Raw genomic sequence first — 14876 nt, forward strand, 5'->3', positions numbered from 1 at the left:
CGAGTGAGCATAACCCTGTCTACCTTCCCGTTCATCGCCGACAGCCTTGAATCGGAAGGGCATCCCCCATGAGACAGCGCAGTCTCTTAGCGCTAGCCCTGGCAGCCGCGCTCACGGTGACCACGGCCGGGTGCACGGTCGAACGCCACTGGGGTGGCGGGTCGAAGACCGGTGGTGGTGGCAAGGCCAAGGTCGGCCTGGTCACCAAGACCGACACCAACCCCTACTTCGTCGAGTTGAGAGCGGCCGCGAAGGCCGCCGCCGAGGCGAACGGCGCGGACTTCAGCGCCCTCGCCGGCCAGTTCGACGGGGACAACGACGGCCAGGTCCGGGCCATCGAGAACCTCATGCAGCAGGGTGCGAACACCATCCTGATCACGCCGAGTTCCTCGACCGGTGTCCTCGACGCCATCGACCGCGCCCGCAAGGCCGGGGTGCTGGTCATCGCGCTCGACACCGCGACCGAACCCGACACCGCCGTCGACGCCACTTTCGCCACGGACAACTTCGAGGCCGGACGGCAGCAAGGCGCGTACGTCAAGGCCGCGCTCGCGGGCAAGCCGCCGAAGTTGTTCATGGTGGACGGCACCGCCGGATCCACAGTGGACACTCAGCGGCACACCGGGTTCCTCAAGGGCATCGGGCTGACCGACGCCTCTCCGGAGATCAAGGGCAAGACGCCGGCGAACGGTGACCAGAGCCTTGCCCAGCAGGGGGTGGAGAACCTGCTGCAGCGGACCACCGACATCAACGCCGTCTACACGATGAACGAGCCGATGGGCCGCGGCACCTACGCCGCGCTCCAGGCCCGCGGCCTGGTGAACCAGATCGTGATGGGCTCGATCGACGGCGGCTGCGAAGGCGTCAAGAACGTGCGCGACGGTCAGTACGCCGCCACGGTCATGCAGTTCCCGAAAAAGATGGCGGAGCAGGGCGTCCTCGCCGCCATCGAGTACGCCAAGACCGGCAAGAAGCCGAGCGGCTTCGTGAACACCGGATCCGCGGTGATCACGGACAAGCCGATCCCCGGCGTGGAAAGCCAGGACACCAAGTGGGGCCTCGAGAACTGCTGGGGGACGAAATGAGCACGGTGACCCTCAAAGGCAACGAGCGTCCGACGATCGGTGAGTTCTTCCTGCGCGCGCCCGCCGTCGGACCGGCGCTCGCCCTGCTCGTCGCGATCGTGGTGTTCTCGCTTTCGACCGACACCTTCCTCGATCTCGACAACCTTTCCCTTGTGGTGCAACAGTCCCTGGTGGTCGGCACGCTCGCCCTCGGGCAGACGCTGATCATCCTGACCGCCGGGATCGACCTGGCCAACGCGGCCGCCATGGTGCTCGCGACGCTGATCATGGCGAAGCTCGTCGTCGGCGGCGTCCCCGGGATTTGGGCGCTGCTGCTGGGAATTGTGGCGACGGTGGTGATCGGGTCGGTCACCGGCTCCCTGGTCACCCGGATCAAATTGCCGCCGTTCATCGTCACCCTCGGTCTGCTGACGGTGCTCACCGCGGCCGCGAAACTGTTCGCGAGCGGACAGGCCGTCCCGGTCGCCGACGAGCTGCTCAAGTGGCTCGGCACCCGCCGGTACCTGTTCGGCGGCATTCCGATCACCTACGGCATGACGCTGGCTTTGCTGATGTACCTGGGGCTTTGGTACGCGCTCACGCGGACGCCGTGGGGCAAGCACGTCTACGCGGTCGGCAACGCGCCGGAATCCGCGCGGCTGTCCGGGATCAAGGTCAACCGCACCATCCTTTCGGTGTACCTCGTCGCCGGGGTGATCGTCGGGATCGCCGCCTGGCAGGCGCTCGGCCGCGTGCCGAACGCCGACCCGAACGCGTTCCAGCTCGGCAACCTCGACTCCATCACCGCGGTGGTGCTCGGCGGCGCGAGCCTCTTCGGCGGCCGGGGTTCCGTACTCGGCACGATGATGGGCGCGCTGGTCGTCGCGGTACTGCGGTCCGGGCTGACCCAGCTCGGGGTGGACGCGCTCTACCAGGACGTCGCCACCGGTGCCCTGCTCATCGGCGCCGTCTGCGTCGACCGTTTCGCGAGGAGGCAGCAGTCATGACGACACCGACGTTGTCCGCACAGGGACTGGTCAAACGCTACGGCCGGGTCACCGCCATCGACGGCGCCGACTTCGAACTGTTCCCCGGCGAGGTGCTCGCCGTCGTCGGCGACAACGGCGCCGGCAAGTCGAGTCTCATCAAAGCCCTTTCGGGTGCGGTGATCCCGGACGCCGGTGAGATCAAAGTGGACGGTGAGATCGTCCACTTCAAGTCTCCTTTGGACGCTCGCCACTACGGAATCGAGACGGTGTATCAGGATCTCGCCGTCGCACCCGCTCTCGACATCGCGTCGAACATGTTCCTCGGCCGGGAAAAACGGCGTCAGGACATCTTCGGCAAGGTGTTCCGGAAGCTGGACCGGACCGCCATGCGGGACGAGGCGCAGCGGATCCTCGACGAACTCGGCATCAACATCAAATCCATCGCCCAGCCGGTGGAGACGCTGTCCGGCGGACAGCGCCAGGGTGTCGCGGTCGCGCGGGCGGCCGCGTTCGGCACCAAGGCGGTGATCATGGACGAGCCCACCGCCGCGCTCGGCGTCGCCGAATCCGGCAAGGTGCTCGACCTGATCAACCGGATCCGCGAACGCGGCCTGCCGGTGGTGCTGATCAGCCACAACATGCCGCATGTGTTCGACATCGCCGACCGCATCCACGTGCACCGCCTCGGCAAGCGCGTCGCGGTCGTCTCGCCGAAGACGCACACGATGAACCAGGTCGTCGGCCTGCTCACGGGCGCGTTGAAGATCGGCGAGAACGGCGAGGTCGAAGAGGTCGCTTCGGCCGTGCACACCGGGTTGTAGCGAGTGAGAGTGCTGCTGGCGGGGCTGTGCACCGTCGACCAGGTTCAGCGTGTCGCCGAGATCCCGGCACCGGGTGAGAAGGTGCGTTCGCTGTCGATGGACGTCGCGGCCGGGGGGCCGGCGACGAACGCGGCGGTGACCGTGGCCGCGCTCGGCGCCGAGGCGACGCTCCTGACGGTCGCCGGTGCGCACCCGCTGGCCGCACTCGCCCGCGCCGACCTCGATGCGCACGGCGTCGACCTCGTCGATCTCGATCCCGGCCAGCCCGATCCGCCCGCGATCAGCGCCGTCGTCGTCCGCGAGTCCGACGGCGAGCGCACCGTCGTCTCGCGCAACGCCCACGCTTCCTCGCGTTCGGTCCTCTCGATGCGTTCCTTGCACGCGCAACTACCGCGTTTAGAGGACGAAATGCCAAGGTGTGTCCTCCTGGATGGGCACCATCCAGAAATCGCTCTGCACCTGGCGCGCTGGGCGCGGGAGCGGAAGGTGCCGGTGGTGCTCGACGCGGGGAGCTGGAAGCCGGTCTTCGGCGAACTCCTGCCGTTGGTCGACATCGCCGCGTGCTCATCCCTCTACCGGGGGGATGATCCTCGCGCGTACGGCGTACCGGTCGTGATCACCACGGCGGGGCCGGAACCGGTGCGCTGGACGACCGCGGACGGATCCGGCGCGGTCCCCGTCCCCGTCACCCAGGCGCGTGACACGCTGGGCGCCGGCGATGTCTGGCACGGGGCTTTCGCGTACGCGGTCGCCCGGGGCGTGGAGGGTCTCCAGGCTTGGATCGGGTTCGCCAACGAGGTGGCCGCCGAACGGGTGCGGCATGAAGGACCGAGGTCGTGGACGGCCTCGGTCGCGAAGATGGGAGAGGGACTGCCATGACAGCCATGCCATCGGTGTTCGAGGACCTGTTGAGCAGGGCTCAGACGCTGGCGAAGCCGGGACAGCGCAGCGTGCTCGGGATCGTCGGCGCCCCCGCCTCCGGTAAGACGACACTGGCCTGGGGGCTGGCGAAGGCGCTGGGCACGAGGGCGGCCGTGGTCGGGATGGACGGTTTCCACCTGGCGCAGGTCGAACTGCAGCGGCTCGGCCGTGTGGAGCGCAAGGGCGCGCCGGACACCTTCGACGCCGCCGGCTACGTGCACCTGCTGCGCAGGCTCGCCGAGGGCCGCGAAACGGTCTACGCGCCCGAGTTCCGTCGTGAGATCGAGGAGCCGATCGCCGGCGCCGTCGCCGTCACCCCGGACGTCCCGCTGGTCATCACCGAGGGGAACTACCTGCTCCTGCAGGACGACCCGTGGAGCGGGGTGAAGCCGATCCTCGCCGAGTCGTGGTTCCTCGCGCCGGACGAGCCGGAGCGCATCGAGCGGCTCGTCTCCCGGCACCGTCGCTACGGCCGCTCGCTGGTCGAAGCGCGTCGCCGCGCGCTCGGCTCCGATCAGCGCAACGCCGATTTGATCGCGTCCACGAGCAGCCGGGCCGACCTGGTACTGGAGAACCTGCCGCTGGTCAACTTCGCCATATGAGTGGTGTTCTCGTCGTCACCGGCGGCAGCAAGGGCATCGGCGCGGCGGTCTGCGAACTGGCCGCCGCGCGCGGTTACGACGTCGTCGTCAACTACGCGGGCGACGCCGAAGCGGCCGAAGACGTCGCTTCGCGCGTCCGGCGGCACGGCGTCCAGGCGATCACCCGGCGCGGGGACGTCGCCTCCGAAACGGACGTGATCGGCCTGTTCGACGCGGCCGTCGAACTCGGCCCGCTCGCCGGGGTGGTCGCGAACGCGGCCATCACCGGCAACACCCCCGGCCGCCTCGACGAGTACGACGTGGACGTCGTCCGTCGCGTGGTCGATGTCAACATCACGGGCGTCTTCCTGTGCGTCCGCGAGGGCATCCGCCGGATGTCCACCCGGTACGGCGGCGAGGGCGGCGCGATCGTCACGGTGTCCTCCACCGCCGTGCGGACCGGATCACCCGGGGAATGGGTCCACTACGCGGGGACCAAGGCCGCGGTCGAAACGATGACCTACGGCGTGGCGCAAGAAGTCGCGAAAGAATCCATCCGGGTCAACGCGGTCGCACCGGGGATGATCCATACCGGACTGCATGCCGCGGCGGGTTTGCCCGACCGCATGGAACGGATCGCCCCGACCATTCCGATGGGGCGCGCCGGCGAGCCGGGCGAAGTCGCGGAAGCCGTGCTGTGGCTGCTCTCCCCGGCCGCCTCGTACACCACCGGGACGGTGTTGACCGTCGGCGGCGGGCGTTGACGACCCGGGCCACGGAGCGGTCACGGGGCGATATCGGGTCCGCGTGCGGTTCAGCCACGTTTCAACACTGTTTCCCGGCCGATATCACGATTCATGTGGGAAGTCGGCGGATCACCTCGACGCCCGATGCGCCTGTGTCACCCTGGTGGCGTCCCCAGCTTCTTGATCAGGACGGTCATCCCCGATGTCCAAGCTCATGTCTGTGCACCACCTGGCACTCACCGTGACCGACGTGGACCGGAGCGTGCCCTGGTACGCCCGAGTGCTCGAACTCGAGGAGTTCACGCGTCGCGAAGACCCCGAGACGGGTCTGCGGAAGGTCGTGCTGCGCTCGCCGAGCGAGGGTTTCGCGGTGGTGCTGGTCGAGCACCAGGACACCGAGCGGCCGCGATTCGACGAACGGCGTACCGGTCTGGACCACGTGGCCTTCAAGGTCTCGTCGCGGTCGGAACTGGCCGAGTGGGAAGCACGGCTCTCGGAATACGGGGTCGTCTACACGCCGTCGAAGGGATCGCGGACCTTGGAAGGCTCGTCGGTCATCGTGTTCCGTGACCCGGACGGCATCCAGCTGGAGATCTGGGCCGACCCGGAGGTTTAGGTCGTCGCGCGGTCTTCGACGTCTTCGGCGGGACGCCGCATCTCCTGGCGATAGCGGATCACGCCGTAAGCCGTGCCCACCACGAAGAACGCGACGCTGACCCAAAGCGCGACGGTTTTGACCCACGGCAGTTCGTCCAGCAAGCCGGCACCGTAGTAGCCGAGCAGCACCAGCGTCGGCACCCAGAGCAGCCCGCCGAGCGCGGTCGCGAGCGCGAACCGGCGGGGATCCATCCGCGCGGTCCCCGCGATCAGCGGCGCCAGCGTGCGGATCCACGGGATCCAGCGCGCGGCCACGATGGCGAAGAAACCCTTGCGGTCCAGAAACGCCCTGGCACGGTCGAGATTGTGCCGGTTCAGCACCTTGCCACCGCGTCGCGCGATCAGTTTCGTCCCGGTCGACCGGCCGATGTAATAACCCACCTGGTTGCCGAGGATCGCGACGAGCAGCGCGGCGGCCGACAGCAGCCACGCGTTCAGGTCGGAGCCGTGCTGCGCGAGGACGACCCCGGCCGCGAACAGCAGGGAGTCGCCGGGCAAGAACAGCCCGATGATCAGCGCGCACTCCACGAAGATGAAGCTGAGCACGATCACCCAGACGAGCACTGGCCCGGCGGTGTCGAGCCAGCTCACGCCGATGCCCGCGGCCTCGGTGTACACCTCACTCACGACGCGAGCCTACGTGTACTCGGCGAACCACACGCGGCCGAACCATGGAATCGGGGTGTCCGAAAGGCCCGGTCACGCCTCCCCCAAGCGCAATGAAGGGGCCTTTCATCGCAAATTTCGCGATGAAAGGCCCCTTCATCTCAGGCTCAGGAGTGGTCGACGAGTTCGTCGAGCGCCTGGTCGTAGCTCAGCCGCACGTCGTGTTCGGCCTGGTCACCGCCCAGCAGCTCCACCCGGCTGGTGGCGGGCGGGTAGCCGCTCGCGATCACCGTGTACGTCCCGGCGGGCAGGTCGCTGACCGTGTAATTGCCCTCCGCGTCGGTCCTCGCCACGGCGGCGACGCCGCCCGCGGAATCGAGCACGGTGATCCGCGCGTCCGGCACCACCCGGTCCCCGTCGGTACGGGCGACCCCGCTCAGCAGGATCGTGCTGACCAGTTCGACGTCGTGGCGCAGCACGCCGGCACCGGTGGCGGTCAGCGTCGCCGCGACCGGCCGGAACCAGCGACCGCTGGCGACGATCGTGTACCGGCCGCCGACGATGCCGGTGAACGAGTACACGCCGTTCTCGTTCGTGTGCGTCCTGGCGACCTGATTGCCGTTGTGGTCGATCAGGGTCAGCGCCGCACCCGCGACGTTCGTGGCGTCGTCCCGGCGGACGTGCCCACTGATCTGGGCGGATCCCGCCCGGAACACCCCGTTGCCGTTGCCGTTCCCGTTGGTCAGCGCGTGCTTGCCGGGCTCGACAGGCGCGGTCACGACCGTCTTCTCGGCAGGCGTCTCGTCCTCTTCAAGGAGGGCTTCGCCGCCTTCGAGGGCCGAAGCCGCGGAGGGCGCCGAGCCGCCGAGCAGCGGGATCTCCTTCATGAACATCAACACCAGCGTCGCCAGCAGCGCGACCGCACCCGCCACGTAGAACACCGTGGTGATCGACTCGGTGAAGCCGATCAGCACCGGGGTCTTGATGGCCTCGGGCAGGCTCGCGATACCGCTCGTGTTCGACTGCAGGTCACCGAGCGCCGCCGCCTGGGGTCCGGTCGGCGCGTTGCCGCCGAACGCCTTGGTGATGTTGCCGGGCAGGACGTTGAACAGGATCGTCAGGAACACCGCGACACCCGCGGTACCACCGATCTGCCGGAAGAACGTCGCGGAAGCGGTCGAGACGCCCATGTCGCTGCGCGGGCCCGCGTTCTGCACCGCGATGATCAGCGTCTGCATGCAGGCACCGAGGCCGAGACCGATGATCGCGGCCGCGACCAGCGGGTGCCACAGCGCGCTGTTGTACTCGACCTGCGCGAAGAAGAACGCGCCGCCCGCGATCAGCAGCGTGCCGACCACCGGGAACACCTTGTAGCGGCCGGTCTTGCTGGTGATCTGGCCCGAGATGATCGAACCACTCATGATGCCAGCCATCAGCGGGATCATCAGCAGACCCGATTCGGTCGGCGAGAACTCCTGAACCACCTGCATGTACTGCGGGATCATCATGATCGCGCCGAACATCGCGACACCGACGATGACGCCGCCGATGATCGCGACCGTGAAGGTCGAGTTCTTGAACAGCCGCAGCGGGATCAGCGCCGCGTCCTTCATCAGCTTCTCGATGAAGATGAACGCCACGACACCGATGGCACCGATGATGTAGCAGATGATCGCGTTCTGCGAGCCCCAGCCCCACTTGTTGCCCTGCTCGGCGACGATCAGGAACGGCACCACGGCGACGACGAGCGCGAGCCCGCCCCACCAGTCGATCTTGTGATCGTGGCGCTGGTGCGGCACGTTGAGCACGCGGGCGACGACGAACAGCGCGACGATCGCGATCGGCACGTTGATCAGGAACACCCAGCGCCAGCCGGCGATGTCGTAGCCGAAGACGCTGCCGAGCTTGTCGAAGTCGGCGAAGAACCCGCCGAGCACCGGGCCGAGCACGGTGGAGATACCGAACACGGCGAGGAAGTAACCCTGGTAGCGGGCGCGTTCCCGCGGCGGCACGATGTCGCCCATGATCGTCATCGCCAGCGACATCAGACCGCCGGCACCGAGACCCTGGATCGCGCGGAACGCGGCCAGCTCGTACATCGATGTCGCGAACGCCGAGGCGATCGAGCCGATCAGGAAGATCGAGATCGCGGCGATGTAGAACGGCTTGCGCCCGTAGATGTCGGACAGCTTGCCGTAGATCGGCGTGACGATCGTCGAGGTGATCAGGTAGGCCGTGGTGATCCAGGCCTGCAGGTCGAACCCGTTGAGGTCGTTGGCGATCCGGACGATCGAGGTACCCACGATCGTCTGGTCGAGTGCCGCCAGGAACATGCCCGACATCAGGCCGATCAGGATCGTGACGATCTGACGGTGACTGAGCCGGGGACCATCTTCTTGGATGGCTGGCGGACTTTCTACGGTGGAACTCATTGCTTCAGGCCCCCTTGGCCTTCGACGCCGACGCGGGGTCGGCGAACTGTGGAGATGTTTTTTCGATGTCGTCGTTCAGCCGGTGGAACAGCGAGTTGAGGGTTTCCCGGTCGGCGTCGGACCAATCGCCGAGTACCTCGGCGAGCCACTGATTCCGTTGCTTGCGGTTCTCCTCGAAGACCCGGAGTCCTTCGGCGGTCGGTGCGAGCAGGCAGGCGCGGCCGTCTTCGGGGTCGGCCAGGCGCTCGACCAGCCCGTGCTGGACGAGAGAACTCGACTGCCTGCTGATGGTCGAGATCTCGGAGTGCAGGAACTCGGCGAGCTTGCTGGTCCGCTGAGGACCGACGTGGATGAGGCAGAAGAGGATCGCGTACGCGGCCCGCTCGATGCCGTCCGGCCCTTGTTTGGACACCTGGGACTTGGCCCGGTTGACCAGGCGCACGAGCCGCACGAGCTCATGCCCGAGGGTGTCGGCCAGGTCGAGGTCGGCCTTCGACCTGGTGCCGGGTGTCGTGGGTGTCATGGTGGTCTCTCTCGCCGGTTGCTTGGTCACTGCAACTAGTTGCCTAGAGCAAGGATGTTCCTCTCAAGAGTGCTTCGCAAGGAGAAAGTGACCTTGTGTGTCGGACAACACTTTAGTTGCCGCATGCAAGCACATTTATTCGTGCATGTTTGTCCGGTTCATCCCGCTTGGTGGGCTGAGCTGGGCTTTTGCTCATCGCGGAACAAGCCAGACCTGCCGCGCTTTGGTGAAGTCATGACCGACTCCGCGCTCTACGCGATCCTTGCCGACCGCAACTTCGGCACCCTCGCCACGATCAAGCGTGACGGCAGGCCCCAGCTGTCGACCGTCAACCACCTCTACGACGCGGACGCCGGCGCGATCCTGATCTCGATCACCGCGCCGCGCGCCAAGACCAAGAACCTCCGCCGTGACCCGAGGGCGACCTTCCATGTGTCGACCGAAAGCGGCGATGGTTACGTCGTCGTCGAAGGTCCCGCGGTCTTGACGCCGACCGCCGCCGCCCGGGACGACGCCACCGTCGACGCGCTGGTGGATCACTACCGGCGGGCCCGCGGCGAGCATCCGGACTGGGACGAGTTCCGCGACGCCATGGTCGCCGAGCAGCGTGTCCTGCTGACCATCCCGATCGAGCGCGTCTACGGCCTCCAGATGTGACTCGTGTTTCGTCCTCTGAATGCGGTAGTTGTACGCGCAAGGACCGCATTCAGAGGACGAAATGCGTGAGGGGCGCAGGGCGTCAGTGCTGGATGCGGGTGACGATCTCGTCGATCCGGTTCAGCAGGGGGCTCGCGTCGTCTCGGCCGAGTGCCGCCCGCAGATAGAGACCGTCGCCCACCAGGATGACCAGTTCGGCGGTCAGCGGGTCGTCGACGTGCTCGCTGATCAGGTCGTGGACCTTCTGGTTGTAGACCTGCACGACCTCGGAGACCCGTGGTTCGTTGAGCATGATCCGGAGCGTCGCCATGGTCGTGCGGTGCAGTGGTTTGCGCTGAGTCACGTCGGTGATGGCGGTGCGCAGGTACCAGGAAACGACGCCTTCCGGTGCGCTCCGCGCCTGTTCGAGGTCCTCCTCCGACAAGGTGGCGAGACGTTCCATCAGGCCGTCGACCAGCGCTTCCTTGGAGCCGAAGTGGTAGAGCAGGCCGCCCTTCGAGACCCCGGCGTGCGCGGCGACGGCTTCGAGGGTGATCCCGCCAGGGCCTTGCTCGATGAGTATCTCCTCGTAGGAATCGAGGATGCGTTCCTTCGCCGTGGGCCTGGTCATATCAGTTGACTATACCGTCTGGACGGTTTACCTTCGAACGAGGCGGTAACTGTACCGTCCAGACGGTTTATCTAGTGAGGAGAGTGCGCCATGGCGCGGCGCAAGCAGTGGTGGGCGTTGGCGGTACTGGTGCTTCCGGTGCTGCTGATCAGCGTGGACATGACGGTGCTCGGCTTCGCGCTGCCGTTCCTGTCCGAGGATCTGGCACCCACCGGTGCGGAGCAGTTGTGGATCGTCGACATCTACTCGTTCATGCTGGCGGGTCTGCTGGTGCTGATGGGGACCCTCGGTGACCGCATCGGCCGCCGGAAGCTGCTGCTCGCCGGTGCCGCCGCGTTCGGTGCCGCCTCGGTGCTCGCGGCCTTCTCGACCAGCGCTTTCATGCTGATCATCGCCCGCGCGCTGCTCGGTGTCGGCGGTGCGACGCTGATGCCGTCGACGTTGTCGCTGATCCGCAGCATCTTCCTCGACGCCAAACAGCGCCGGATCGCGATCGGCGTGTGGAGCGCCGGGTTCTCCGGCGGGATGGCGGTCGGGCCGGTGCTCGGCGGCTGGCTGCTGGAGCATTTCTGGTGGGGTTCGGTGTTCCTCATCAACGTCCCGGTGATGCTGGTACTGCTGATCGTCGGACCGTTCGTGCTGCCGGAGGCGCGTGACCCGAAGCCGGGCCGCTTCGACCCGCTGTCGGCGTTGCTCTCGCTGGCCGCGATGCTGCCGGTGGTCTACGGCATCAAGCTGATCGCCGAGCACGGCTTCACCTGGAAGGCCGCGCTCAGCATCCTGACCGGTCTCGCGCTCGGCGTCGTGTTCGTGCGCAGGCAGAACCACCTCGACGAGCCGATGCTCGATTTGAAGCTGTTCTCGAACCGGGCCTTCAGTGCCTCGGTCGTGACGAACATGCTGGGCGTGTTCGCCATGGTCGGTCTGCTGTTCCTGGTGCCGCAGTACCTGCAGCTGGTGCTCGGACTGGCCCCGGTCGTCGCCGCGCTGTGGATGCTCCCGGCGACGGCCGCCGGCGTCGCCGGTGCGCTTCTCGCGGCCTGGCTCGCGAAGCGGATCCGGGTTTCCGTGCTGGTCAGCGGTGGTCTGTTGGTCGCCGCGGTCGGGTTTCTGGCGTTGACGCAGGTCTCGTCCGGTGGCGGACTCGCCTATGTCGTGGTGTCGTTCACACTGCTCGGGGGCGGTGTCGCCCTGTCGGAAACGCTGACGAACGACCTCGTCGTCTCGGCCGCTCCGGCCGAGCGCGCCGGAGCCGCGTCGGCCATCTCCGAGACGGGGTTCGAGCTGGGCGGTGCGCTCGGCACCGCGATCCTGGGCAGTGTCGCGACCGCGGTCTACCGCGCCGGCCTGCCGGAAGGCACGGCCGAGTCCGCGCGGGACACACTCGGCGGCGCTGTCGCCACGGCGCAACACCTCGCTCCCGCTGAGGGGCAGGCGCTCCTGGAGTCGGCTCGTGAAGCCTTCACGCAAGGGGTGCACGTCACCGCATGGGCAGGCGTCGTCGTGCTCGTCTATACGGGTGTTCAGGCCTTCGTTCTCCTTAACCGGAAGAAGAATTCCGCAGTGCGGATCTGATGTGCTTACGATGGTGGTATGAGCAACGAAGCCTTGGTCACCCGTCTCCGTGAGCATCTGGGAAAGGCCGCGGTGCTCACCGACTCCGACGTCACGGACGCCTACTCGCGCGACATGATGCCGCTGGCCTCGGCAGGCAAGCCGCTCGCGGTGGTGCTGCCGTCCGATGTGGAGGGGGTGCAGGCCGTGGTCAAGGCGTGCGCGGAGTTCGGGGTGCCGATCGTGCCCCGCGGCGCCGGCAGTGGCCTGTCCGGCGCCGCGAACGCGATCGACGGCTGCGTCATGCTGGTGCTGACCAAACTCGACCAGGTCGTCGAGATCGACGCGGCCAACCGGCTCGCCGTCGTGCAGCCCGGTGTGGTGAACCTCGATTTCCGCAACGCGGTGGAGAAACACGGCCTGTTCTATCCGCCGGACCCGTCCAGCTACGACTGGTGCACCATCGGCGGCAACCTGTCCACCAACGCCGGTGGCTTGTGCTGTGTGAAGTACGGCGTCACGACGGACTCCGTACTGGGCCTGGAAGTCGTGCTCGCCGACGGGTCGGTGCTGAAGACCGGGCGCCGCACGGTGAAGGGCGTCGCGGGCTACGACCTCGCACGGCTCTTCGTCGGCAGCGAGGGCACGCTCGGCGTGATCACGCAGGCCACAGTGGCGCTGAAACCGTTGCCGCAGCTGCCTTCCACGTTCGTCGCGGGCTTCAGCAGCACAGAGGCCGCCGGTGAAGCCGTCGCGCGAGTCGTGCGCGAGGGGCTGGTGCCGTCGCTGCTGGAGATCATGGACGCGACGTCCATCAAAGCCGCCGAGACCTATCTCAAGACCGACGTCGGCGCGGGAACGGACTGCAAGGCCTTGCTGCTCGCGCAATCCGACTCCGGCGGCGAGGTCGCGCGGCGGGAACTCGCGGCACTGGAACAGATCTGCGTCGACTGCGGCGCGGATCTCGCCTACGCCACCGACGATCTCGAAGAGGGCAAGATGCTGCTGCAGGTGCGGCGGGTCGTGCTCACCGCGCTGGAACTGTACGGCGTCTGGCTGACCGACGACGTCTGCGTGCCGCGCACCCGGATCGCCGAACTGATCGCCGGCTGCGAGCGGATCAGCGAAGAGGTGGGGCTGCGGATCGCCGTCGTCGGCCACGCCGGTGACGGCAACATGCACCCGACGATCGTCTACGCGCCGGACTCCGAGGACGAGTTCGCCCGCGCTCAGAAGGCGTTCGACGCGATTCTGGACGTCAGCCTGTCGCTGGGCGGGACGGTCACCGGCGAGCACGGCATCGGCCGGATCAAACGTGAGTGGCTCGCGAAGGAGATCGGCGAAGTGGGCCTCAAGGTGCACCGCCAGATCAAGCAGGCGCTGGACCCGGGGAACCTCTTCAACCCGGGCTCGATGTTCTCCCTCTGAGTGCAATGAAGGGGCCTTTCATCGCAAAATTTGCGATGAAAGGCCCCTTCATTGCATGAACGGCAGGGGCGAGCAAGTGGGTCAGTCGCGGATCCGGGGGATCTGCTGCGTGATGTCCTCGGCGGTGTCGGCGACGATGCCGGTCGCGGTGGCGCCGTGCTTCTTCTCGCGGCGCGACTTGAGGTACTCGAGCACGATCGGCACCACCGACACCAGCACGATCAGGATGAAGATCGCGTCGATGTTGTCGCGGATGAACGGGATGTCGCCGAGCAGGTGACCGAGCGCGGTGATCCCGGCGGCCCAGAGGATGCCGCCGATGACGGTGTAGGTGAAGTACTTCTTCGGGTCCATCTTGCCGATGCCCGCGATCCAGGTGATGAACGTCCGCACGAACGGCACGAACCTCGCCAGCACGACCGCCTTCGGCCCGTGCTTCTCCAGGAAGGCGTGGGTCTGGTCGACGTACTTCTTGTTGAAGAACTTGGAGTCCGGCTTGCGGAACAGCCAGGGGCCGACCTTCCAGCCGAGGCCATAGCCGAGCAGGTTGCCGAGCAGCGCCGCGACGGTGACCAGCACGCAGACCAGCCACAGCGGGGCTTGGATCTTGTCGGAGGCGATCAGCAGGCCGGCGGTGAAGAGCAGGGAGTCACCGGGCAGCACCGGGAAGACGCTGCTCTCGATGAAGATGATCAGGCAGAGCACCGTGATGACCGGGACGGTCAGCCCGTTCAGCAGGTGCATCGGGTCCAGCCACTCGGGCAGGAGCCCCATCGTCGTCACGTTGTTCTGCGCCAGGATCACACCAAAACGGTACAGGGTGACGCTGAGTGGCTTGATCCGACGGGGAAGGCGGCTCAGATGAGCGTGAGCAGCCCGATCACCGAACCGGCCGCCAGTCCCAGCAGTACGGCGAGCAGCAACACCCAGTACGCGGGCAGGGGCGCACTGCCGGGCGAAGGAGCAGGAGGTGGCGACGGCCGCTCCGCCAGCCTGGCCGTTTCCGCGTCCTCCAACGCGACGCGCTCACGTTCGAGCGAGCCGGCGCCGGCGCCGGAAAGCAGCCCGTATTGCAGGGGCAGCTCGCCTTCTCCCGGCGACGGAGACGGCTCGGGTGCGACCGGAGCCGCTTCGGTGACCGAATTACTCTCGGTGTCCGATTCGACCGGTTTCTCGGTGGAAGCCTCGGTGATCCGCTCCGCGGAAGGCGCGAAGACGGCTTGAGCGCGCAAGGCGTCGGCCAGGAGCTTCTCCGGGTCTTTGGGCTCGCTCATCCGGACTCCTCTC

The 14876-nt window shown here is 67.2% G+C and carries 16 protein-coding genes; 10 read left to right on the forward strand and 6 right to left on the reverse strand.

The annotated features are described in order from the left end of the window. Positions 1-68 precede the first annotated feature (68 nt). The 7 genes from AVL48_RS15700 (at position 69) to AVL48_RS15730 (ending at position 5738) form a co-directional block, all read left to right on the forward strand. Positions 69-1085 (forward strand): substrate-binding domain-containing protein, encoded by a 1017-nt coding sequence (locus AVL48_RS15700; protein ID WP_061981825.1) that lies wholly within the window; start codon positions 69-71, stop codon positions 1083-1085. After that, the gene (locus tag AVL48_RS15705; RefSeq protein ID WP_061981826.1) at positions 1082-2071 is read left to right on the forward strand and encodes an ABC transporter permease; all 990 of its coding nucleotides are present in this window, start codon (positions 1082-1084) and stop codon (positions 2069-2071) included. Before AVL48_RS15700 ends, AVL48_RS15705 begins: the two co-directional genes overlap by 4 nt. Beyond that, positions 2068-2874, forward strand: coding sequence for an ATP-binding cassette domain-containing protein (locus tag AVL48_RS15710; protein ID WP_061981827.1), 807 nt, complete (start codon positions 2068-2070; stop codon positions 2872-2874). Before AVL48_RS15705 ends, AVL48_RS15710 begins: the two co-directional genes overlap by 4 nt. Positions 2875-2883: 9 nt before the next feature. Then, on the forward strand, positions 2884-3753 hold the full coding sequence (locus AVL48_RS15715) for a PfkB family carbohydrate kinase (protein ID WP_082857664.1): 870 nt from the start codon (positions 2884-2886) through the stop codon (positions 3751-3753). Next, entirely contained in the window at positions 3750-4397 is a 648-nt protein-coding gene (locus AVL48_RS15720; RefSeq protein ID WP_061981829.1) for a nucleoside/nucleotide kinase family protein, read from the forward strand. Before AVL48_RS15715 ends, AVL48_RS15720 begins: the two co-directional genes overlap by 4 nt. Further along, a complete protein-coding gene (locus AVL48_RS15725; RefSeq protein WP_061981830.1) occupies positions 4394-5140 on the forward strand; it encodes an SDR family oxidoreductase in 747 nt (248 codons plus the stop codon). Before AVL48_RS15720 ends, AVL48_RS15725 begins: the two co-directional genes overlap by 4 nt. A gap of 184 nt (positions 5141-5324) precedes the next feature. Beyond that, positions 5325-5738 carry a VOC family protein gene (locus tag AVL48_RS15730; RefSeq protein WP_034312409.1) on the forward strand — a complete coding sequence of 138 codons (414 nt, stop codon included), beginning with the start codon at positions 5325-5327 and terminating at the stop codon, positions 5736-5738. Here the strand turns inward: AVL48_RS15730 and AVL48_RS15735 are convergent. From AVL48_RS15735 to AVL48_RS15745, 3 genes are all read right to left on the reverse strand, one after another. Then, positions 5735-6406 (reverse strand): DedA family protein, encoded by a 672-nt coding sequence (locus AVL48_RS15735; RefSeq protein ID WP_061981831.1) that lies wholly within the window; start codon positions 6404-6406, stop codon positions 5735-5737. The two genes, AVL48_RS15730 and AVL48_RS15735, sit on opposite strands and share 4 nt — an antisense overlap. Before the next feature lie 146 nt (positions 6407-6552). Continuing rightward, entirely contained in the window at positions 6553-8817 is a 2265-nt protein-coding gene (locus AVL48_RS15740; RefSeq protein ID WP_061981832.1) for an MFS transporter, read from the reverse strand. 4 nt (positions 8818-8821) lie between these two features. Continuing rightward, the gene (locus tag AVL48_RS15745) at positions 8822-9340 is read right to left on the reverse strand and encodes a MarR family winged helix-turn-helix transcriptional regulator (RefSeq protein WP_061981833.1); all 519 of its coding nucleotides are present in this window, start codon (positions 9338-9340) and stop codon (positions 8822-8824) included. Between the two features lie 234 nt (positions 9341-9574). Between AVL48_RS15745 and AVL48_RS15750 the strand changes: the two genes are divergently transcribed. Beyond that, a complete protein-coding gene (locus AVL48_RS15750) occupies positions 9575-9997 on the forward strand; it encodes a PPOX class F420-dependent oxidoreductase (protein WP_061981834.1) in 423 nt (140 codons plus the stop codon). An 82-nt stretch (positions 9998-10079) separates the two neighbouring features. On the opposite strand, the gene AVL48_RS15755 is transcribed toward AVL48_RS15750, so the two are convergent. Beyond that, positions 10080-10607, reverse strand: a complete 528-nt coding sequence (locus AVL48_RS15755; RefSeq protein WP_061981835.1) for a TetR/AcrR family transcriptional regulator — start codon at positions 10605-10607, stop codon at positions 10080-10082. Between the two features lie 90 nt (positions 10608-10697). On the opposite strand from AVL48_RS15755, the gene AVL48_RS15760 reads away from it, so the two are divergent. Further along, on the forward strand, positions 10698-12182 hold the full coding sequence (locus AVL48_RS15760; protein ID WP_061981836.1) for an MFS transporter: 1485 nt from the start codon (positions 10698-10700) through the stop codon (positions 12180-12182). Positions 12183-12200: 18 nt separating this feature from the next. Next, complete coding sequence (locus AVL48_RS15765; RefSeq protein ID WP_061981837.1) at positions 12201-13589, forward strand: FAD-binding oxidoreductase; 1389 nt, start codon at positions 12201-12203, stop codon at positions 13587-13589. Positions 13590-13670: 81 nt separating this feature from the next. Here the strand turns inward: AVL48_RS15765 and AVL48_RS15770 are convergent, their stop codons facing one another. Together AVL48_RS15770 and AVL48_RS15775 are read right to left on the reverse strand one after the other, a co-directional pair. Continuing rightward, positions 13671-14393 (reverse strand): DedA family protein, encoded by a 723-nt coding sequence (locus AVL48_RS15770; RefSeq protein ID WP_061981838.1) that lies wholly within the window; start codon positions 14391-14393, stop codon positions 13671-13673. Between the two features lie 53 nt (positions 14394-14446). Continuing rightward, positions 14447-14863 carry a hypothetical protein gene (locus AVL48_RS15775; protein ID WP_061981839.1) on the reverse strand — a complete coding sequence of 139 codons (417 nt, stop codon included), beginning with the start codon at positions 14861-14863 and terminating at the stop codon, positions 14447-14449. Positions 14864-14876: the final 13 nt, after the last annotated feature.

The organism is Amycolatopsis regifaucium, from assembly GCF_001613935.1.
In the GTDB taxonomy this organism is placed as follows: Bacteria; Actinomycetota; Actinomycetes; order Mycobacteriales; family Pseudonocardiaceae; genus Amycolatopsis; species Amycolatopsis regifaucium.

Bases quoted from the DNA above. Each gene is read 5' to 3' on its own strand.
- AVL48_RS15720 (WP_061981829.1), top strand. From the start codon at position 3,750: ATGACAGCCATGCCATCGGTGTTCGAGGACCTGTTGAGCAGGGCTCAG.
- AVL48_RS15750 (WP_061981834.1), top strand. From the start codon at position 9,575: ATGACCGACTCCGCGCTCTACGCGATCCTTGCCGACCGCAACTTCGGC.
- AVL48_RS15725 (WP_061981830.1), top strand. From the start codon at position 4,394: ATGAGTGGTGTTCTCGTCGTCACCGGCGGCAGCAAGGGCATCGGCGCG.
- AVL48_RS15755 (WP_061981835.1), bottom strand. From the start codon at position 10,607: ATGACCAGGCCCACGGCGAAGGAACGCATCCTCGATTCCTACGAGGAG.
- AVL48_RS15740 (WP_061981832.1), bottom strand. From the start codon at position 8,817: ATGAGTTCCACCGTAGAAAGTCCGCCAGCCATCCAAGAAGATGGTCCC.
- AVL48_RS15700 (WP_061981825.1), top strand. From the start codon at position 69: ATGAGACAGCGCAGTCTCTTAGCGCTAGCCCTGGCAGCCGCGCTCACG.
- AVL48_RS15730 (WP_034312409.1), top strand. From the start codon at position 5,325: ATGTCCAAGCTCATGTCTGTGCACCACCTGGCACTCACCGTGACCGAC.
- AVL48_RS15745 (WP_061981833.1), bottom strand. From the start codon at position 9,340: ATGACACCCACGACACCCGGCACCAGGTCGAAGGCCGACCTCGACCTG.
- AVL48_RS15775 (WP_061981839.1), bottom strand. From the start codon at position 14,863: ATGAGCGAGCCCAAAGACCCGGAGAAGCTCCTGGCCGACGCCTTGCGC.
- AVL48_RS15705 (WP_061981826.1), top strand. From the start codon at position 1,082: ATGAGCACGGTGACCCTCAAAGGCAACGAGCGTCCGACGATCGGTGAG.
- AVL48_RS15760 (WP_061981836.1), top strand. From the start codon at position 10,698: ATGGCGCGGCGCAAGCAGTGGTGGGCGTTGGCGGTACTGGTGCTTCCG.
- AVL48_RS15765 (WP_061981837.1), top strand. From the start codon at position 12,201: ATGAGCAACGAAGCCTTGGTCACCCGTCTCCGTGAGCATCTGGGAAAG.
- AVL48_RS15710 (WP_061981827.1), top strand. From the start codon at position 2,068: ATGACGACACCGACGTTGTCCGCACAGGGACTGGTCAAACGCTACGGC.